At 54.7% G+C, this 19,974-nt stretch carries 17 protein-coding genes; 7 read left to right on the plus strand and 10 right to left on the minus strand.

Annotated elements, in window-relative coordinates:
- Positions 1-200: 200 nt before the first annotated feature.
- From ahcY to Q0835_RS14430, 8 genes are all read right to left on the minus strand, one after another.
- On the minus strand, positions 201-1,589 hold the full coding sequence (gene ahcY, locus Q0835_RS14395; RefSeq protein ID WP_298962312.1) for an adenosylhomocysteinase: 1,389 nt from the start codon (positions 1,587-1,589) through the stop codon (positions 201-203).
- Between the two features lie 217 nt (positions 1,590-1,806).
- On the minus strand, positions 1,807-2,901 hold the full coding sequence (locus tag Q0835_RS14400; protein WP_298818893.1) for a serine hydrolase domain-containing protein: 1,095 nt from the start codon (positions 2,899-2,901) through the stop codon (positions 1,807-1,809).
- A 12-nt stretch (positions 2,902-2,913) separates the two neighbouring features.
- Positions 2,914-4,218 carry a class I SAM-dependent methyltransferase gene (locus Q0835_RS14405; RefSeq protein ID WP_298962315.1) on the minus strand — a complete coding sequence of 435 codons (1,305 nt, stop codon included), beginning with the start codon at positions 4,216-4,218 and terminating at the stop codon, positions 2,914-2,916.
- A gap of 57 nt (positions 4,219-4,275) precedes the next feature.
- The gene (locus Q0835_RS14410) at positions 4,276-4,560 is read right to left on the minus strand and encodes an HPr family phosphocarrier protein (RefSeq protein WP_298818889.1); all 285 of its coding nucleotides are present in this window, start codon (positions 4,558-4,560) and stop codon (positions 4,276-4,278) included.
- Positions 4,561-4,570: 10 nt separating this feature from the next.
- Complete coding sequence (locus tag Q0835_RS14415; protein WP_298818887.1) at positions 4,571-4,975, minus strand: PTS sugar transporter subunit IIA; 405 nt, start codon at positions 4,973-4,975, stop codon at positions 4,571-4,573.
- Positions 4,976-5,111: 136 nt separating this feature from the next.
- Positions 5,112-5,579 (minus strand): HPr kinase/phosphatase C-terminal domain-containing protein, encoded by a 468-nt coding sequence (locus Q0835_RS14420; RefSeq protein ID WP_298962318.1) that lies wholly within the window; start codon positions 5,577-5,579, stop codon positions 5,112-5,114.
- Complete coding sequence (locus Q0835_RS14425) at positions 5,576-7,396, minus strand: sensor histidine kinase (protein ID WP_298962321.1); 1,821 nt, start codon at positions 7,394-7,396, stop codon at positions 5,576-5,578. Before Q0835_RS14425 ends, Q0835_RS14420 begins: the two co-directional genes overlap by 4 nt.
- A 39-nt stretch (positions 7,397-7,435) precedes the next feature.
- Complete coding sequence (locus tag Q0835_RS14430) at positions 7,436-8,134, minus strand: response regulator transcription factor (protein WP_298818881.1); 699 nt, start codon at positions 8,132-8,134, stop codon at positions 7,436-7,438.
- Positions 8,135-8,646: 512 nt separating this feature from the next.
- Here Q0835_RS14430 and Q0835_RS14435 point away from each other — a divergent pair.
- The 7 genes from Q0835_RS14435 (at position 8,647) to Q0835_RS14465 (ending at position 17,960) form a co-directional block, all read left to right on the plus strand.
- On the plus strand, positions 8,647-10,257 hold the full coding sequence (locus Q0835_RS14435) for a phosphoenolpyruvate carboxykinase (RefSeq protein ID WP_298962324.1): 1,611 nt from the start codon (positions 8,647-8,649) through the stop codon (positions 10,255-10,257).
- 197 nt (positions 10,258-10,454) lie between these two features.
- Positions 10,455-10,787 (plus strand): XdhC family protein, encoded by a 333-nt coding sequence (locus Q0835_RS14440; RefSeq protein WP_298818877.1) that lies wholly within the window; start codon positions 10,455-10,457, stop codon positions 10,785-10,787.
- 14 nt (positions 10,788-10,801) lie between these two features.
- Positions 10,802-11,431, plus strand: a complete 630-nt coding sequence (locus Q0835_RS14445) for a LysE family translocator (RefSeq protein ID WP_298962327.1) — start codon at positions 10,802-10,804, stop codon at positions 11,429-11,431.
- Between the two features lie 4 nt (positions 11,432-11,435).
- On the plus strand, positions 11,436-12,131 hold the full coding sequence (locus Q0835_RS14450; protein ID WP_298962330.1) for an XdhC family protein: 696 nt from the start codon (positions 11,436-11,438) through the stop codon (positions 12,129-12,131).
- Positions 12,128-13,738 (plus strand): molybdopterin-binding/glycosyltransferase family 2 protein, encoded by a 1,611-nt coding sequence (locus Q0835_RS14455; protein ID WP_298962333.1) that lies wholly within the window; start codon positions 12,128-12,130, stop codon positions 13,736-13,738. The genes Q0835_RS14450 and Q0835_RS14455 overlap by 4 nt, the downstream gene beginning before the upstream one ends.
- A 255-nt stretch (positions 13,739-13,993) precedes the next feature.
- A complete protein-coding gene (locus Q0835_RS14460; protein WP_298818869.1) occupies positions 13,994-14,203 on the plus strand; it encodes a hypothetical protein in 210 nt (69 codons plus the stop codon).
- 397 nt (positions 14,204-14,600) lie between these two features.
- Positions 14,601-17,960, plus strand: a complete 3,360-nt coding sequence (locus Q0835_RS14465; RefSeq protein ID WP_298962336.1) for a PAS-domain containing protein — start codon at positions 14,601-14,603, stop codon at positions 17,958-17,960.
- Between the two features lie 73 nt (positions 17,961-18,033).
- Here the strand turns inward: Q0835_RS14465 and Q0835_RS14470 are convergent, their stop codons facing one another.
- Positions 18,034-18,441: a F0F1 ATP synthase subunit epsilon gene (locus Q0835_RS14470; protein ID WP_298962339.1), complete on the minus strand. Its 408-nt coding sequence runs from the start codon at positions 18,439-18,441 to the stop codon at positions 18,034-18,036.
- Positions 18,442-18,533: 92 nt separating this feature from the next.
- Positions 18,534-19,967, minus strand: a complete 1,434-nt coding sequence (gene atpD / locus Q0835_RS14475) for a F0F1 ATP synthase subunit beta (protein ID WP_298819161.1) — start codon at positions 19,965-19,967, stop codon at positions 18,534-18,536.
- Positions 19,968-19,974 lie beyond the last annotated feature (7 nt).

Here is a 19,974-nt window from a genome sequence, read left to right on the forward strand (position 1 = left end):
CTCCCGGATTCTGGGAGCAAATCAAAGACATCTGCCTCTTGGCCTTTGATTCGCTTAAACCATAACCTTTTTGAGAATCACGCAGAAGAGTCCGTTGCTGAAAAGTTAACAGGACCCTTCAAATTGAAGGGTCCTGCATTTTTTTGTTCACAGCACCGAATCGAGGCGATCACTACATCTAGTGTATCTCCAATCGAAAATCAGTACTTGTAGTGTTCTGACTTGAACGGACCAGCCTTATTAATCCCCAGATATTGGGATTGCTCGTCGGACAATTCAGTTAACGTGACACCAAGTTTTTCCAAGTGCAGGCGAGCGACCTTCTCGTCCAGGTGCTTGGGCAGCACATAAACTTCGTTCTTGTACGCGTTGCCTTTGGTGAAGAGCTCGATCTGCGCCAGAACCTGGTTGGTAAAGCTTGCAGACATCACGAAGCTCGGGTGGCCGGTTGCATTGCCGAGGTTCACCAGACGTCCCTGCGACAGAAGGATCATCCGCTTGCCATCCGGAAACTCGTACATGTCCACCTGATCCTTGACCGGGCGAAGCTTTGTGTTCTTCAAAGCGGCAACCTGGATCTCGTTGTCGAAGTGGCCAATGTTACAGACGATCGCCATGTCCTTCATGCCACGCATGTGGTCAAAGGTGATGATGTCCTTGTTTCCGGTTGCGGTAACATAAATGTCGCCTTCCGGCAGCGCCTGCTCCATGGTCTTGACTTCAAATCCGTCCATGGACGCCTGCAATGCACAGATCGGGTCGATTTCAGTGACGATCACGCGTGCACCCGCGCCAGCCAGTGACTGGGCAGAACCCTTGCCGACATCGCCATAACCGCAGACCACGGCAACCTTGCCGGACATCATGACGTCGGTGCCGCGGCGGATACCGTCGACCAAAGATTCGCGGCAACCGTAGCGGTTGTCGAACTTGGATTTGGTGACACTGTCATTGACGTTGATCGCCGGGAACGGCAAGGAGCCGTTTTTCTGCATTTCGTAAAGACGCAGAACACCGGTTGTGGTTTCTTCCGAAACGCCCTGAATCAGGCTCTTTTGCTTCGTGAACCAGCCCGGGTTTGCAGCCATGCGCTTCTTGATCTGCGCAAAGAGGCATTCTTCTTCTTCAGAAGTCGGATTTTCAATGAGACCTGTTTCTCCGGCCTCAACTCGCGCGCCAAGAAGGATGTACAGCGTTGCGTCGCCGCCATCATCGAGGATCATGTTCGCACCTTCGGGGAAGTCGAAGATCTTGTCGGCATAATCCCAGTATTCTTCCAGCGTTTCGCCCTTGATGGCGAAAACCGGAACACCTGCTGCTGCAATGGCTGCTGCTGCCTGGTCCTGCGTGGAATAGATGTTGCAGGACGCCCAGCGAACTTCAGCACCCAGTGCGACCAGCGTTTCGATCAATACCGCTGTCTGGATGGTCATATGCAATGACCCGGCGATACGAGCGCCCTTGAGCGGTTTGCTTTCACCGAATTCAGCACGGCAAGCCATCAGGCCCGGCATTTCGTGTTCGGCAATTTCAATCTCGGTGCGGCCCCAGTCGGCGAGCCCCATATCCTTGACAATGTAGTCGGTCATAAATGTGTCCTGCTGTTTGAGCCAGCGTTAAAGGCCAGGCCTTGAGAAGGGCAATGAACCAGCCGATTACTTGAAACGAGACAAGCATGGCGGCAGCCCCAGGCTGATTTCCGGAAAACCTTCCGGAAATCCTGCGGCGGTTTATACCCGCCTCACGAACATGACGCAATAAAGATATAAAGAATTCTTTATATCATTTAAATTTCCTTACCTGATCTCAGTTCAGCAGTTCAGTGAGAATGTCGAAGGTTACGGAAACATCATCATTGGCTTCAGCAGAAAGGTAAACGACTGTCACACCACGGTCCGCAACATGGCGCACATCAGCGGAAAACCCGACATCTCCGCCCGAGTGGCCTACCACCTGTCCCAGATCAGGCTCGGTTTCAATTTCAATTCCCATGCCATAGCCCTCACCGATCGGGTCTTGCAGCAGACGCATGACACTTTCCTGGTTCAAGACGTCCCTTTCGTTAAAAAGGGCAAAATAGAATGCGGCGATGTCTTCAGCGCTTGCTACCAGTCCACCATCGCCGAACCCGAAACCTAAGAGCAAGTCATCAACAGACTGGAGGCCGCCGCCGAAATCCTCATTGCCCTGAACAAAGTCTTCCGGCCCTAAACCGAACCCGAGTACCTGCACATTTTTGATACCGATCGGTAAGAAAATGTTTTGAGCGAAAACCTTGTTCATCGAAGAGCCGGTTGCCTCTTCAAGAATGATTTGCGCCAGCAGATAGTTTGTATTCGAATAGTCATACGCGTTCCCAGGAGCAAAAAGATGCTTCTCATCCGCGATCGTTCCAGCTGCCCAGTGAAGAACCTCTTTGGCGGTCTCGCCAGCCACGACCCTTCTCAGGCTTTCCAGATAATACGCTTCATCCAGATAGTCCGGCAGCCCACTCGTCATGGTGAGCAGATGAGCAATGGTCAGATGATCCTTGCCATCCAGAACGTCAGCAATGTCAGACGGCAGCCATTTTGACACTTTGTCATCAACATCCAGAAGGCCCTTTTCGTTGAGCTGCAACAGGGCAACGGACAAAAACAGCTTGCCGAGCGAAGCGGTCAGAAAGCGACTGTCCGGCGTGGTCGGTGGACCAGATGGACGTTCCTCGCCACAGGTCAGCCAAGCCTTCGCATCAGGTGTCTGGACATAGAGCACCCGAGCCGGGCCAAGCGCCGAACAGTCCGGCCCGTAGATGTCACGAAGTAGCTCTTCCAGATCGTCTGTTGAGTGCGCCTGCAGTGGCTGCAGGAAAACAACGCTGACAATCGACAAAAGACATGCGAGACGGGACGGGCTGCACATGACGAACTGACCTTAATTTCGGTAGAGGTCTTCACGTGTCGGCGGCATGCCGGACAGGCCTTTGGTTCGCCGGGAGGTCACCGTCTGAAAAATTCCAATCGAGCCGCGTTCAAATCCCAGCGAAACGCCGATCAGATAGGCCAACCAAAGACGGTATTTCTCTTCGCCAATTTCCGCTATGGCAGCATCCTTCACCGCCATCAGGTTCTCGGCCCACAGCCGCGTGGTTCTGGCGTAGTGCTCGCGCCAGGCTTCCACATCGTGCACCTCAAAGCCATGAGCCTCGAGATTGGTCAAAGTCCAACCGATATGGTCAACCTCGCCACCAGGGAAGATGTAACGCACAAGCGCCTGATATTCCGGCTTCTTGCGGCGAAAGGCCTTCAAATCCTTCTTGCCGCGCCTGGTGATTGCATGGTGGAGGTAAAGTCCGCGCGGCTTCATAAGGCGATGCACGCTCTGGAAATAGTTGTCATAGTTGTCGAGACCGACAGCTTCGAACATTCCGATGGAAGAAATCTTGTCGAACTTGCCCTCCATCTCGCGATAGTCGATCAGCTTGACCGTGACCTTGTCTTCCAGTCCGCGCTCTTTGATCCGTTCCTCGGCGAGTTTCAGCTGCTCTTCGGCCAACGTGACCCCAACAGCGTTGACGCCATAGTGTTCGGCAGCGTGACAGATAAGCGCTCCCCAACCACAGCCGATATCGAGCATGCGCTCACCGGGCTTCAGCCGCAGTTTGCGGCAAATCATGTCCAGCTTGTCTCTTTGCGCTGTCGCCAGATCGTTCGACCAGTCGGTGAAATAGGCGCAAGTGTAGACCATCTCCGGATCGAGAAAGAGCCGATAGAAGTCATTGGAAACATCATAGTGAAAGGCAATGTCGTCCTTTCGACTGCCTGAGCTGCGGTCTGCTGCACGCCCAGCGTCCAAACCGTCGGTCTGCCCCTTACCGGCATTGCCGCCCAATAGCAGTGGCAATGCGTTTTTCAAAAGCAACCTCTTCCTGAGCCGCTTCCGAATTTCTCGGCCTTTGACCTTGGGCCTCTTGTCCGCGAAATCGAAAATCGTGCCACCGCGCGGATCGATCCTGCCTTCCGAGTACAGATCTACAACTGTCTTGATGCCGGGACGGCGCAACAATCGCGTCAGCGCCGTTTGACCGAGTGCGATCCGCATTCCATCTTCCGGCATTCCTGCAGGCACGCGGCTTCCGTCCCAGAGTTCAAATCCGAACTCAAGCTCGAGCGCTTCGTGAATATGGGTCAAAACCGCCGTTGCAGATGAAATCAATCGGTCTTCGGAGTTACCTGCCATCGTTCTCCTCAATAAAGCTGACGGGAATGGCCCGAAGTTGCGGAATGGGCAATAAGTTCAGTCGGTCTCGCCGAAGCCGCTTTCAACCAATTCTGAAATCGCAGTCAAAGCCTCTTCAGCGTCAACACCGGCAACGCAGACCTTGATGCAGCACCCCGGGCTGGCAGCCAACATCATCAATCCCATAATCGACGTGCCACCGACGGTCTGACCATCTTTGGACACATTGACATCAGCCTCGAAGGTTTCGACCAGTTTCACAAGTTTAGCCGAAGCCCGCGCATGAAGGCCGCGTCGGTTGACAATGGTGAGATCTCTTTCCAACGGTGTGTCTGTTGTCATGTTTTTTTTATTAGTTCTGTCCCGACAGCACCTGACTTGCAACGGAAATGTATTTTTGCCCTGCCTGGCGGGCCTCATCGACGGCGTCTGCCAACTCGCGGTCTGCCCTGACACTGGCCAGCTTGATGAGCATGGGCAGATTGACCCCCGCAACCACTTCAACAGACTTACTGTCCATGACCGAGATTGCCAGGTTTGAGGGTGTTCCGCCGAACATATCGGTCAGCAAAACCACGCCCTTGCCGGAATTGGCCGCTTCGACCGCCGTCAAAATGTCCTGCCGACGCTGTTCCATATCATCATCCGGACCAATGGAAATGGTTTCGACCTGTTCCTGGGGCCCGACAACATGCTCCAGCGCCGCCTTGAATTCCTCGGCGAGACGCCCGTGGGTCACAAGTACTAGTCCAATCATGTGTCGTTCGGCCTGACTATCGTGTGTTATCTGCTCAGAGTTCCGGTCAGAACCCGGAACGCGCCGGGCGTTTATCAGTCTGATGCACTCTCTTCAACCGTTTGCAGACATGCAAGCAAAAAAGACCTTCGATCCCTTAAATATAATCAAGGTTGCCGGGAAGCAGCTTGCGAAGGGCCCAGCGTATCATGCGCATGCTGTTGAAAGGCTGATCGGCTGGACATTTGAGGACCGGAAGCTGGATGCCCTCCAGCACCACATGGTCCAGGCAGCTTTCAGGCAAACGTTCCAGTTCCTGCAAAGGCTGAAGGTCGATAACAAGGTGCACCTGTGCTCGGCGTTCAAAAGCCTGTTCGACAAGTCCGAAACCACGCACTTCCATTCGCCCGCGGATCGTCTCTGGCGCTTCAGCGATAAGCCGCGCACCCTGCACACTCAAATGAACGTAGTCGTCAGAGACGAGGCGCCCGAAGTTTCCCCGCGACAAGGCCACTTCTATCAAGAGGTCACACAGCGACGTCTTGCCGCTTCCGGCATCTCCCCGGATCAGCAATCCGATCGTGCCGACAATGGCGCAATTCGCATGGACTGCACCGGCTGTCACTTACCCGGTCCAAGCGGCAGATAAATAGCAAACCTTGCTCCGGCGATTTTCTGGCTGCCATCCGCGCCCTGCTCAATTCGATTCGTCGCCGTCAAGGTGCCGCCATGCGCCTCGATGATCTGCCGTGAAATCGACAGGCCGAGACCTGAATTGTTTCCGAACCCTTCCCCGTCTGGCCGGTCGGTATAGAAGCGTTCAAAAATCCGGTCGGTGTTTTCTGCGCGGATGCCGGGGCCGTCGTCATCGACCATGATCTTGAACCCACGCCCCTCCCGGCTGAGGTCAACCCGAACTGTTCCGCTTGGAGGTGAAAACGAACGAGCATTGTCAAGAAGGTTGCTCATGACCTGACCCAGGCGAATATCATGGCCTTGCATTTCATAAGGCTTGACCCCTTGTGCATCTGCGACCGCCAACTTGACACTGGCACCTTCAGAACCGGCCATCTGATTGGCCGCGTCTGCCATGTTGCGCAGCAATTCCGCGATGTCGATGGTTTCGGCCTGGATCCTGGCAAGCTCAGCATCAAGACGCGAGGCGTCGGAAATATCGCTGATCAACCGGTCGAGACGGCGGACATCGTGCTGAATGACCTCCATCAGCCGATCCTGGGAGTTTTTCGACTTTGCCAGCGGCAGCGTTTCAACGGCACTGCGCAGAGAGGTCAGCGGGTTCTTCAATTCATGCGCAACATCCGCCGCGAACCGCTCAATTGCATCGATCTTGTCGTAGAGTGCATTTGTCATTTCACGGAATGAACGAGCCAGATGGCCGATTTCATCCTGACGATCTGAAAAATCCGGGATCTCCTCGCGCGAAGCCGAAGACCCTCGCCGCACGCGGTCGGCTGCCGCGGCGAGGCGGCGCACCGGTCCGGCGATCGTTCCTGCCAGCAGGATAGACAACAGGATCGTCACGGTAGCCGCAAACAGGAAGACCCTGATGATCGCTATTCGCTCGGCCCGTACGATGGCATCAATATCGCCACCCTGTGTGGAGAGCAGCAATGCTCCCAAGACCGCACGGAACCTCTGTATCGGAACGGAAACCGAGACAATCAACTCCCCCCTTTGGGAGATTCGCGTCACACTCGCCGGTGACCCGGCAAGCGCCGCTTCGACTTCCGGATACGCCCGACCGTCGCCTCCCCCAACTTCCTGATAAAGCGGCAGGTCACCCTGCTGAAGCCAGCGCTTGGTCCATTGCCAGAGCGCATTCCAGAAGCCTTCTTCCTCGGCCGTTGGCGGCGGCAGGTCAAAACGCAGGATCTGAGCGCTGGAATAAAGATGCCGGGAATCAAGGATCAGGATGCCTTCAGGGTCATAGATCCTGGCACGGGTCTTTGTCGGCGAAATCAGACGGCGCAGTACCGGGCCAACACGTTCGGGATTGATCGGAAAGTCCAGACTGTCGAGATCATCCGTTGTCGGCGTAATGCTTTCGCCGGCCTGCAGCTGCAACAGGCGCTCAGGATCTACGGTGATTGTGCCTGTATCGACCGTGGCCGAGGCTGCAATCGCGCCAGCAATGATTTCACCTTGTGTGAGCAGGCTTTGAACACGGGCATCAATCAGACCCGCGCGAAACTGATTGAGGTACAAAATGCCGATCACGAGCGCCAGCAGACCGACAAGGTTGATCGCGATGATCCGGCGCGTCAGAGACGAAAGGACATAAGTTCCGAAGATTCGGCCCAGCTGATTGAGAAGACGTCTTCGGATGCGCTTGTTGCCGAGCCGGCGCAAGCGCGAGCGCTCCGAACCGTTTGCAGGTTCAGTTGCCGTGCCGACTTCGACGCTCTCGCTTTCAACCGCCATTCAGGCTCGCTCTAAGGTATTTGGACCTTCACCGTCCAGTCAGGCTTCCCGGAACCGGTAGCCAACACCATAAAGTGTTTCGATCATGTCGAAGTCGTCGTCAACAACCTTGAACTTTTTCCGGAGTCGTTTGATGTGGCTGTCAATGGTCCGGTCGTCGACATAGACCTGATCATCATAGGCTGCATCCATCAAAGCGTTTCGGCTTTTTACGACACCCGGGCGCTGCGCCAGGGCGGACAGGATCAGGAATTCGGTGACCGTTAGCGTGACCGGCTTGTTGTTCCAGGTGCAGGTGTGCCGCTCCTGATCCATAACAAGCTGGCCGCGTTCCAGCAGTTTGTCGGCGTCGTCACGCGGGGCGGAGGCATCCTTTGGCTGCGCCCGGCGCAACACCGCGCGGACACGCTCGACCAGTAGACGCTGCGAAAACGGTTTGCGGATAAAATCGTCTGCGCCCATCTTCAGACCGAACAACTCGTCGATCTCATCATCTTTCGATGTCAGGAAGATAACCGGTAAATCGGAGTTCTGGCGAAGCCGGCGAAGCAACTCCATCCCGTCCATGCGCGGCATCTTGATATCGAAGATCGCCAGCTCCGGCGGGTCGGTCTGCAATCCATCCAAAGCCGATGTTCCATCGGTATAAGTCTGGACGCGATAACCTTCCGCCTCCAGCGCAATTGAGACTGAAGTCAAAATATTACGGTCGTCATCGACCAAGGCAATTGTCGGCATGCTTTGTTTTTCCATTTCCGGCTACGCACCGATGGCAAGCTTTAGTGTATCACACAGCGTTTGGCCTGCTAAATGCGCATAAATTAAGGCAAACCGCATGAAGAGATGCGTTGAAAATTTGAAAGTCGCCCTAATCGAAAGCATTGATGGAGTGCGCGCCGAGAAAATTCAAGATGTCGCGGACGACGTGGCCAATAAAGGACTTAGACGCGACCAGGCAAAGAGTACGGACGCAGATTCGAGAACATTGATACGCGAGTTTGGCGCGTTTTCTTTCGAATTTTCCGCCAATCCGAACATTCCGAAGGTTTCGGTTTTTTATTCGCATTCCAAATTAAACATTGGAAAATAAACGTAGGATTTTAATCGATTAAACAATGACATAGCACTTTTGGTGGTCTTGCTGCCCCTTGGGCATTCCACTAGGTTCGCAGCCCTCAACGCCGGATCTGTTCACTTTTTTGCTTGTCCGGCAGCGACAAACACGCCCACATCACGAGGACTGCGGGAACATGAAAGAAGTCGGTGTCAGGAATCCTTCCAAAGGTTGCGATATTTTTGGTTTCAAGGGCCTGAAAGCGCTCTATTGGAACCAGAACGCGCCTACACTTTACGAATATTCTCTTTCTCGCGGTGAAACCCGGCTTGCAGCCGGTGGTGCAATCGTTGCCGAAACCGGCATTCACACTGGCCGATCCCCGAAAGACAAATTCGTCGTGAATGACGAAAGCACCAGAAATACGGTCTGGTGGGACAACAATGCACAAATGTCCAAGACGCAGTTTGATCAGCTTCTGTCAGATTTTCTTCAGCACGCGGAAGGAAAGGAGCTGTTTGCACAGGACCTTTATGGGGGCGCCGACGCGACACATCGTCTACCGGTACGCGTCTTCACCGAATATGCCTGGCATTCGCTCTTCATTCGCAACCTTTTGCTGCGCCCAGAACTTGGCGAACTCGACGGCTTCGATCCTGAGATGACAATTGTCGATCTGCCAAGCTTCAGAGCCGATCCCGACAAACACGGCTGCCGTTCGGAAACTGTTATTGCCTGTGACCTAACCCGAAAGATCGTTCTGATCGGGGGTACGTCCTATGCCGGTGAAATGAAGAAGTCGGTCTTCACGATGCTCAATCACCTGCTGCCGGCAAAGGGCATTATGTCAATGCACTGCTCGGCGAATGTCGGCGCTGATGGTGACACCGCGGTTTTTTTCGGTTTGTCAGGCACCGGTAAAACGACGCTTTCAGCCGATCCTGGCCGAACGCTGATTGGCGATGACGAACACGGATGGAGCGAAAGCGGTGTCTTCAATTTCGAAGGCGGCTGCTATGCCAAGACCATCAAGTTGTCCAAGGAAGCCGAGCCGGAGATTTATTCCACGACACAGCGCTTTGGCACAGTCCTTGAAAATGTCGTGCTCGATGCCGCGCGGGTACCGGATTTTGACGACGGGTCAAAGACCGAAAACACACGTGCCGCCTATCCGATCCACTTCATTTCCAACGCAAGCGAAACCGGCTGCGCGCCGGTGCCAAAAACCATCATCATGCTGACGGCAGATGCGTTTGGCGTGATGCCGCCCATCGCGCGCCTTACACCGGCACAAGCCATGTATCACTTCCTGTCCGGATACACGGCGAAGGTTGCTGGAACCGAGAAAGGCGTCACCGAACCCCAGGCGACATTCTCTACCTGTTTCGGCGCACCATTCCTGCCCCGCCATCCGTCAGAGTATGGCAACTTGTTGAAAGAGCTTATCGCCAAGCACAATGTCGATTGCTGGCTGGTCAACACCGGCTGGACAGGAGGCGCTCACGGAACCGGCCATCGCATGCCGATCAAGGCCACACGCACTTTGTTGCAGGCCGCGCTTTCCGGAAACCTGAATGGCGCTGAATTCCGAACGGATCCCAATTTCGGTTTCGACGTTCCTGTTGAAGTTTCCGGTGTCGAGACAAGAATGCTCACGCCACGGGATACATGGGCCGACAAGGACGCATATGACGTTCAGGCATCGAAACTCGTTCAGATGTTCGTCGACAATTTTGAGACTTTTGAAGCCCATGTCGACGGCGCTGTGCTGAGCGCTGCCCCCGCCTTGAGGGTCGCCGCTGAATAAAAGCCCAACAATATTGTCCCACCCAACTTGATCGGCGCCGGGCCTACCGGCGCCGTTTTTCTTTGGGATCCACTAGCATTCAAGGCCGCGCACATCGCCCAAGGCCAACTAGGACTTAAGCGCACTTTCTTAGCTGTCAGAAAAGCCTATATTGGGAGGCCCCGCGACTGAACCGGGCTCACGAAGGAGCGCTTTTCATGACCACCGAAACATCCTCGATACCCGACGCTCTGAAAACCGCGGAGGCCTGGCGGAATTCCGGTCGGCCGGTAGCGCTGGCCACAGTGATAGAGACCTGGGGCTCAGCTCCTCGTCCCGTTGGCTCGCATCTGGTGATCGACGCAGATGGCAATTTCGAGGGATCCGTCTCGGGAGGGTGCGTGGAAGGCGCTGTCGTTGCAGAGGCAATCGATGTGATCGATACCGGCCGGCCGACCACCCTTGAGTTCGGCGTTGCCGATGAAACCGCATGGCAAGTCGGGCTTTCCTGCGGTGGCCGCATTCGTGTTTACGTTGAACCTGTCAACTGACTTCAGGACCTGTCGTGCTCAATATTGAAACTCTTCTCGCTTTTGCTGCCGCCACTGCCCTCTTTGCCTATATGCCAGGTCCCGCGTTGCTTTATACCGCTGCGCAAACGATCGCACGCGGCAAGAGAGCCGGTTTCATGGCGGCTTTGGGCATACATCTGGGCTGCTATGTACATGTTTTTGCCGCAGCTTTCGGCCTTTCGGCGATTTTTACCGTCGTTCCAACGCTCTATTTTGCGTTGAAGCTCCTCGGAGGCATTTACCTGGTGTTCCTGGGCGTGCAGATGATCCGTACACGAATGGTTGCCGGATCAACGCCCGACCTGCCTCAAAAAACGGTTCGCCGAGCCTTTGTCGACAGCATCCTGGTTGAAGTCTTCAATCCCAAAGTGGCAATTTTCTTTATCGCCTTCCTTCCTCAGTTCGTCAGCCCGGACGCCGGCTTTCCAATCTGGCTTCAGTTTCTGATCCTCGGCACGTTCGTCAACTGCGCGTTCACATCTGCGGACGTGGTGACGGTTCTGTTCGCAAGCGAGGTGAAAAAACGGTTGACCAAGTCCTCGAAAGTTCAGGATCTCACACGCTGGCTAGGTGGGTCGCTGCTGGTTGGACTTGGCCTCAAACTGGCAACGGACCGCGCGTGACACCATGGATCTTTCTCTTCTCAAACAGTTGAACAGAGACCGGGAGAACCGCTGCGCGGCGATCCTTGTTACACACATGTCGGATGGCACACAGCGGCTTGTGCACAAGGATGACAAACTTTCCAGCGATCCGCTTGCCGAAGAACTTGAGCGCAGGTTTCGATCCGGCAAATCCGGAACTGTCGAAACAGATCACGGCAACTTTTTTCTGACGGTTTCTGTACCGGCCCCCCGCCTTGTGATCATCGGGGCCGTTCATATCAGCCAGGCGCTTGTTCCAATGGCCGAAATGGCCGGTCTCGACGTTACCGTGATCGACCCGAGGACCGCGTTTGCAACAGAAGACCGTTTTCCAGGCAGTTCATTGAAGGCTGACTGGCCGGAAAACGTTCTCAAAGACGCGCCCTTGGATGCCTACACCGCCCTGGCTGCCGTAACTCACGACCCGAAGATAGACGATTTCCCGTTGATCGAAGCCTTGAAGACCGAATGTTTTTATGTGGGCGCACTCGGCAGCAGAAAAACACACGGCAAGCGTCTTGAGAGATTTAAAGAAGTCGGACTGACCGACCGTCATTTCGACCGCATTGATGCCCCCATCGGACTTGATATCGGCGCGGCCTCGCCTCAGGAAATTGCAGTTGCCGTGCTCGGGTCCATCATTCTTGCACTGCGTAAAGCTCCGGAGACCGCCAGATGAAATTCGGGCCTTGCCCTCCGGAAGAGGCAGCTGGTTGCATTCTGGCGCACAAGACCAAACTGGGCGAGCGCACCTTGAAAAAGGGGCATGTGCTTACTCTGGAAGACTGCAAAGAGCTGTCTGCAGCCGGAGTTAGCACGGTTGTCGTCGCCCGTCTTGAAGCCGGTGATATCGGCGAAGACGAAGCCGCAACACGTCTTGGACTTGCAGCCAGAGGCAAGGGGCTCGTCGTTGATACTGCCGTGACAGGCCGCATGAACCTATACGCGGAGCAGGATGGCATTCTGGTGATTGACGAACAGGCAATAACAAACGCCAACAGGATTGATCCGGCGATCACATTCGCAACGCTCGCCAATCACACGAAGGTCGCAGACGGTCGTATGGTCGCAACAGCGAAAATCATTTCATTCGCTGTTCCCGAGGCCAAGGTGGCAGCAGCTGCTGAGGCAGTACGCCAGGCTGTTCGGATCCGTCCCTTCAAATCCTACAAGGTCGGTCTTGTTGCGACGGAGCTGCCTCACCTCAAATCAGCGACGATGGACAAGACAAGGCGGGTGCTGGAACAACGCCTGAGACCAAGCCAAAGCGAAATCCTTGAAGAAATACGCGTGCCCCATTCAGAGCCGGAAGTGGCGCGGGCTATCAAAGCTCTGGCGGACAAAGGGGCCGATTTTCTGGTGCTCTTCGGAGCCTCAGCCGTGGTTGATCGTCATGATGTTCTACCCGCCGGACTGGACCTGGCCGGAGGGAAAGTCAAGCATCTTGGGATGCCGGTTGATCCCGGCAATTTGCTCATGCTTGGAGAGTTTGATGGCAAACCTGTGCTTGGAGCTCCCGGATGCGCCCGCAGCCCGAAGGAAAATGGCTTCGATTGGGTGCTTGATCGATTGATCGCGGGCCTGGAGGTGGGTTCCGATGAAATTACGGCGATGGGAGTTGGAGGCTTGCTGATGGAAATCGGAACAAGACCACAGCCACGCGAGGCAAGACGCACAAGCGAAGCAACGAAGATTGCTGCAGTCATACTTGCCGCCGGAAAATCCTCACGCATGCGTGGACCCAACAAACTGCTTGCCGAACTGGACGGAAAAGCCCTCGTTCGGCACGCGGCGGAAGCCGCCACGAATTCCGACCTGACCCAGACAATTCTGGTGACGGGTCATCGCGCCGATGACGTTTCTGCGCCTATTGTCGATTTGCCGGTCACAGTGGTTCACAATCCGGACTTTTCTGACGGCATGGCAGGTTCAATACGCGCCGGAATGGACGCTCTGGAGGCCGATACGGATGCCGTGATCATTCTCCTTGGTGATATGCCGCGCATTGATGCGAAGGTTCTGAACACTCTCATTGCCGCATATGGTGCGAAGAAGAACAACCTGATCATCACTGCGACCGCAGATGGAAAGCGCGGAAATCCCGTTCTTTGGGACAGGCGCTATTTCTCGGCGCTGAAGTCATTGAGCGGTGATGTTGGTGCGCGTCACCTGATTGCGGACAATCCGGGCTTTGTGGCCGAAGTTGAAATCGGTGCCGCTGCCCGACTGGATCTCGATACACCCGAGGCACTGCAAAAGGCCGGTGGCGTTCTTCCGGAAGACTAGTGCGGAGCACATTCTTACCAAAGATTAACCCGGTATGCACTCAGTGCAGGTCCGCAATGCCAGGTATACTATTGCAATTTTGTGACATGCCGCTTATGTAATGCCTGCGCTTGCTGAAGGGTGCCCTTTGCGGGCTGGGCCTGGTTGTGGTCTGAAGCGCCTATAAATCCGATTTCTAACAAGAGCTGTTCGGATCCTCTCCTCCCGAGGATGGTCGAGCGCTTTTGTTGCTTGGCGAGAATAAAGGAAAACGACATGGCTGACTTGTCTCTCCCGCGTCCGGGCTGCTGCAAATGGGCAGAAGGCGATGCTGGTAACTACATCTTCCCGTGCAACACCCGCGTTGAAGCAGGTGTTTCTTATTGCTCGGAACACAGCGCAATCGTCTACATCCCGCCGGAAGAGCGTCGCCGCAACCGTTCCGGTGGCGGTGGCATGAGCCTGTCATTCCGCCGCGCGGCATAACTGAATTCAAGCTGCTTAGAAACAATAGCAGTTCTTTCGTGGGTCACCCACGTACCTTTAGACCCGGCCTCTGTGGCCGGGTTTTTTATTGTCTGCTTGCAACATACCTCTGAGCTATTCAAAACTGATCGGCAAAAAAGAGAACCAGCACAACCAAAGCTGCACATTGAACAGACCTGTTCTATTAAAGATTTAGATAGCATGTAAATTCTACTTATTTTCTGTATTTAATTATTCTCAACATCTCTTACTTCTGCAAAATTAACGCCAACACTAAAGTCTTCGGAGTCAGTTTTCTTAAAGTTGTAAACATTAATCTTTTATTCCGAATGCTCATGTACGTTAGAATGGTCTATATTCAATCCAGGCAGACCAATCGACAAAGGGCGAGTCCTGTATGGAAGTCTCGCAACCGCCAAATGAATCCGATCGGCTCAAGGCGCTTCATGCCTTGCAGATCCTGCATTCTGAAAGACTGCCGGAGTTCGATGCCGTTGTTGAAGCTATTGCTACCGTATTTGATTGCCCGATCTCGCTGATATCCATTGTTGGTGAAGATGAGCAGTGGTTCAAAGCCAAATGCGGTCTTGATGCCGACAGCACGTCACGAGATGTGTCCTTTTGTCAGCACGCAATCCATTCCAACGACTTATTCGTCATTCCAGATGCACGAAAAGATGAGCGCTTTCGCGACAATCCGCTGGTCGTGGGCGATCCCTCTATTCGTTTTTATGCCGGCTGCCCGATATCCATCGATGGTGAAAACAGACTGGGGACCTTGTGTGTCATCGATCGCGACCCAAGATCGCCGAGCGAGGACCAGCTGACGCAGCTCAAACGGTTCGGAAAAATTGTCGAGGGTTTGATCAAGTCGCACAGGGCAGAACTTCAGGTGCAGGATGCACTCGATAGGGCCGAAGCGGAAAGTAGGCTCGCCACGCAGGAAAGTGAACTCCTTGAAGAAATTGCGACTGTATCCGGCGTAGGCGGTTGGGAACTGGACCTCGACACCAACCAATTGATCTGGACAGACAAAACCCGGGAATTGCACGAAGTTGATGCCGACTTTGTTCCGAGCGTCGATACCGCACTTTCGTTTTATGCACCCGAAGGGCGTGAAATCATCAGTGCTGCCGTTGCCCGTGGCATTGAAGAAGGTATCGGGTGGGATGTCGAGCTGCCTTTCATAACCGCAAAGGGCAATGAACTCTGGGTTCGGGCCGCAGGACGACCCATTCTTGACAACGGCCGTGTTTGCAGATTGGTCGGCGCATTTCAGGACATCACCGAAAGGCTCGTGTCCGAAAAAGCGGTCCGGCGTTCTGAAGCCGTGCAGCGCACAACGCTGGAAACCCTTCGCGAGGGCATACTGGTTCTGAGCGCAAGCGGCCGGATCCAGTCATATAATCCTGCAGCAGCCAAGTTGCTCGGACTGGCAGATGAGGCTGCAGCAGGTCAGAAGATCCAGGACCTGATTGCAGGTATCCAGTTTCACACAGAAGACGGCAAGGTGGACCATGATGTCCTGGCAAGGGCTGCAAAGCTGCCGCACGAGGTCAACAATCACATCGTCAAGATGAACCGTCCCGATGTATCTTCATCGGTCTGGCTTCGAATTGATGCAAATGCCACTGCGGGCACCGGTGGTGCCGGACTGGATGTCGCCGTCGTTTCGCTCGCGGACATAACCGAGACGAAACTCCAGGCTGAAACGCTGCAGGTTGTCTTTGACAATATACACGGTGGGCTCGTCTACTATGATGAAGACCGTCGACTTGCAGCCAACAACGAATACTTTCAGCAGCTTCTGAAGTTGCCGAAGGAGTTTATTGACAGAAAAGCATCGCTTCAAGATGTGGCCGGTTTCCTGGCACGTCGAGGAGATTTCGGGCCAGGCGATCCTGACAAGCTCGTCAAAGAGCGCTTCTCCGTCTTTGACAATCCGGAACCGCATGTTTACGAGCGCGCCGGACCAGATGATACGACGCTTGAGATTCGGGGAAATCCCACGCCCAGCGGTGGCCTGGTAACAAGTATCTTCGACATCACGGAGCGCAAGCGGACAGAACAATCGCTCAAGATTTCGGAAGCCGTCAATCGTGCCACCTTGGCAGCTGTTTCCGAAGGCATCTTGTTGTTTGATTCAAACGGCATCATTCAGGTCTGCAATCCTGCGGCTGCCGGCATGGTCGGGTACCGGGCAGACGAGCTGGCCGGAATGGCGGTCCAGGATCTGGACATCAATATTCAATGCAGCCTCAATGACCTGGACTGCGACCCGTTCGTTCTTGCAGTGGATGATCCTGATTTCGTCACGGACTTGATTGCCAACGTGACGCCGCATGATAGCAAGACCAGCATCTGGCTGCGTGTGAACGCAAGGTCAATCGACCCTTCAGAAGAGTTCGGCCTGAAGGGCGTTGTCGTTTCGATGGCGGACATTACGGAGACGAAGGCGCAGGCTGACCAGCTTCAAACGATCTTCGACAATGTGCCCGGTGGTTTTGCCTATTTCGATGCGAGCTATCAACTGGCCTTCTACAATGACGAACTGATCGAAACACTGCAGGTACCTCGCGATCTCCTCGAACAGAAGCTGCACCTGCTCGACTACTTCAAGTTCAATGCTCAACGCGGTGACTATGGCCCCGGCGACCCGGAAGTTCTTGCTCTAGAAAGGTTCAAGGCGTATCCGCCAGATCAACCCCACGCATTTGAACGGTCAACATCAGACGGTCGCTATCTCGACATCAGGAGCACGCCACTGCCAAGTGGCGGCTTCATCTACAATTTCTTCGATATTTCCGAGCGCCGACGCATGGAAGAAAAGATCGCAGAAAGCGAGCGCCAGGCGCATCTTCGCAATGACGAGCTTGAAGCCATTCTTGCCAATATGCGCCAAGGCGTCAGCGTCTTCGACAAAACGGGGCGTTTGTCCCTTTGGAACCAGCAATATCTTGAGATTTTCGGCAAGCCAGAGGGTGAAGTCCGCAAAGGTGCGAGCCTTGTCGAACTGATTGAAGCAGAAAAAGCGCGCGGTGAATTTGAAGGTGATGTCAAGGCTCATGTCATGGACCTGATGATCCAACTGTCTGCCGGCGACGTCGTCCGTTCAAAATTCAAACACCCCAGTGGCAGGGTGGTCAGTGCAGTTCATGCTCCCATGCCGGGCGGTGGATGGATTGGCACCCATGAAGACGTCACTTCGCAAGAACTGGCTGCTGAAAAGATCGAATATGCAGCACATCACGATATGCTCACCGGTCTTGCCAACAGAACTTTGTTCAACAAGACGCTGGATGAAGCACTCGACCGCGCCATCGTTTCAGAACACACAGGCGATCTGCTGTTGCTGGACCTGGACCGTTTCAAACCCGTCAACGACACCTTTGGCCACGATGTCGGAGATGAAATTCTCAAACAGGTCGCGGAACGAATGAAGGCGTGCGTGCGCTCAACCGATCTCATTGCTCGGCTCGGCGGCGACGAATTCGCTATTATTCTCAACTGCACCGGAGAACATACAGCCGAAATTGCCGCGCGCATTGTCAGTAACATCGAGCGGCCGTTTTCGGCTCTGGGACATACCGTCTCCATTGGCGTTAGCGTCGGAATTTCACCAATCTTCGGCGAAACCGAAGATGTGAGCCCGATCATCAAGCAGGCTGACATCGCTCTTTACGAGGTGAAGAAGAACGGCCGCAACGGTTTTCGGTTTTTCGATGGCAATCTGACCGGGGGCCCCACAGTCAACTGACACCGTGTCCATGAAAAAACGCGGCCCGTTTCCGGACCGCGTCATCAATCAGATTGGCCGATTGAAAGTGGTTTCAAGCCTTACTCAAGGCCTCAACCACATCTTTCAACTGTGCCAGAGTGTTTTCAGCACGCTGTTTCGTCGCATCGTCCTTGGCATCAGCCACGTCTTCTTCAGCGTTTTTGATCGCCTGATCAAGCTGTTCCCGGCTGATTTCGCCCACAGGCACGGCCTGTTCTGCCAAAACAGTCAGGCCACCCGCTGCAACATCAGCAAAACCGCCACGCACGAAATACTCGTCCCAACTGTCGCCTTCCCGGCGCACTTTCAGGATGCCGGGTGTGATCGTCGACATGAACAGGGCGTGGTCTTTCAGGACGCCAAACTCGCCTTCGGTGCCTGGAACAACAACTTCAGACACCTGTTCGGAGAGGAGCTGGCGCTCCGGCGAGACCAACTCAAACTGGAAAAGTTCGGCCATTTGGCGTCTTCCTTGTCAGTCAAAACTCAGATGGGCAACCCATCAGACTAAGAACCGGACACCTTGCACGGTGTCCGGAGATTTTAAGAGCCTTAAGCTGCTTCTGCAGCCAGACGCTGAGCCTTCTCGATCGCTTCATCAATGGAACCGACCATGTAGAACGCTGCTTCCGGCAGGTGGTCATATTCACCTTCAACCAGGCCTTTGAAGCCTTTGATCGTGTCTTCCAGGGCAACAAGCTTGCCCGGAGAGCCGGTGAAGACCTCAGCCACGAAGAACGGCTGTGACAGGAAGCGCTCGATCTTACGTGCGCGGGCCACTGTGAGTTTATCTTCTTCAGACAGCTCGTCCATGCCAAGGATGGCGATGATGTCCTGAAGCGCCTTGTACCGCTGCAGCGTGACCTGAACTGAATATGCAGTGTTGTAATGCTCGTCACCGATGATCCGGGCATCCAGCATACGGGACGAGGAATCCAGCGGATCCACAGCCGGGTAGATGCCTTTTTCAGCGATGGCACGGTTCAAAACCGTTGTTGCATCCAAGTGAGCAAAGGTTGAGGCCGGTGCCGGGTCAGTCAAGTCATCGGCCGGGACGTAAACGGCCTGCACGGACGTGATCGAACCCTTGGTCGTGGTGGTGATGCGTTCCTGCATCGAGCCCATGTCCGTCGCCAATGTCGGCTGATAGCCCACAGCAGACGGGATACGACCCAGAAGCGCGGACACTTCGGAACCAGCCTGCGTAAAGCGGAAGATGTTGTCGACGAAGAACAGAACGTCCTGGCCCTCATCGCGGAAGTGTTCCGCAACCGTCAGACCGGTCAGAGCAACACGGGCGCGAGCTCCGGGAGGTTCGTTCATCTGACCGTAAACAAGTGCCGCCTTGGAGCCTTCTCCGCCGCCTTCCTTGTTCACGTTGGATTCAATCATTTCCCAGTAAAGGTCGTTGCCTTCGCGGGTACGCTCGCCAACACCGGCAAACACAGAGTAACCACCGTGCGCCTTAGCGATGTTGTTGATCAATTCCATGATCAGAACGGTTTTACCAACGCCGGCACCACCGAACAGGCCGATCTTACCACCCTTGGCGTAAGGTGCCAGCAGGTCAACGACCTTGATGCCCGTAACCAGGATTTCAGCTTCGGTGGACTGCTCAATAAATTCCGGAGCTTCCTGGTGAATGCCGCGCTTGGTTTCGTGTTTGATCTCGCCGGCGTCATCGACCGGCTCGCCAATCACGTTCATGATGCGGCCCAGCGTACCGTCGCCGACGGGAACCATAATGGCAGCGTCCGTATCGACCACTTCCTGACCGCGGACCAAGCCCTCGGTGGAGTCCATCGCGATGGTGCGAACCGTGTTCTCACCGAGATGCTGCGCAACTTCAAGCACAAGGCGTGTGCCCTGGTTGTCAACTTCAAGAGCGTTCAGGATGAACGGCAGATGGTCATCGAACTTGACGTCGACAACGGCGCCGATGACCTGGGTGACCCGTCCGACTTTTTTGTCAGCCATATCCCTAATCCTCGTA

This window comes from uncultured Roseibium sp. (assembly GCF_947499295.1).
Taxonomy (GTDB): domain Bacteria; phylum Pseudomonadota; class Alphaproteobacteria; order Rhizobiales; family Stappiaceae; genus Roseibium.

Bases quoted from the DNA above. Each gene is read 5' to 3' on its own strand.
- ahcY (WP_298962312.1), bottom strand. From the start codon at position 1,589: ATGACCGACTACATTGTCAAGGATATGGGGCTCGCCGACTGGGGCCGC.
- Q0835_RS14400 (WP_298818893.1), bottom strand. From the start codon at position 2,901: ATGTGCAGCCCGTCCCGTCTCGCATGTCTTTTGTCGATTGTCAGCGTT.
- Q0835_RS14405 (WP_298962315.1), bottom strand. From the start codon at position 4,218: ATGGCAGGTAACTCCGAAGACCGATTGATTTCATCTGCAACGGCGGTT.
- Q0835_RS14410 (WP_298818889.1), bottom strand. From the start codon at position 4,560: ATGACAACAGACACACCGTTGGAAAGAGATCTCACCATTGTCAACCGA.
- Q0835_RS14415 (WP_298818887.1), bottom strand. From the start codon at position 4,975: ATGATTGGACTAGTACTTGTGACCCACGGGCGTCTCGCCGAGGAATTC.
- Q0835_RS14425 (WP_298962321.1), bottom strand. From the start codon at position 7,396: ATGGCGGTTGAAAGCGAGAGCGTCGAAGTCGGCACGGCAACTGAACCT.
- Q0835_RS14430 (WP_298818881.1), bottom strand. From the start codon at position 8,134: ATGCCGACAATTGCCTTGGTCGATGACGACCGTAATATTTTGACTTCA.
- Q0835_RS14435 (WP_298962324.1), top strand. From the start codon at position 8,647: ATGAAAGAAGTCGGTGTCAGGAATCCTTCCAAAGGTTGCGATATTTTT.
- Q0835_RS14440 (WP_298818877.1), top strand. From the start codon at position 10,455: ATGACCACCGAAACATCCTCGATACCCGACGCTCTGAAAACCGCGGAG.
- Q0835_RS14450 (WP_298962330.1), top strand. From the start codon at position 11,436: ATGGATCTTTCTCTTCTCAAACAGTTGAACAGAGACCGGGAGAACCGC.
- Q0835_RS14455 (WP_298962333.1), top strand. From the start codon at position 12,128: ATGAAATTCGGGCCTTGCCCTCCGGAAGAGGCAGCTGGTTGCATTCTG.
- Q0835_RS14460 (WP_298818869.1), top strand. From the start codon at position 13,994: ATGGCTGACTTGTCTCTCCCGCGTCCGGGCTGCTGCAAATGGGCAGAA.
- Q0835_RS14465 (WP_298962336.1), top strand. From the start codon at position 14,601: ATGGAAGTCTCGCAACCGCCAAATGAATCCGATCGGCTCAAGGCGCTT.
- Q0835_RS14470 (WP_298962339.1), bottom strand. From the start codon at position 18,441: ATGGCCGAACTTTTCCAGTTTGAGTTGGTCTCGCCGGAGCGCCAGCTC.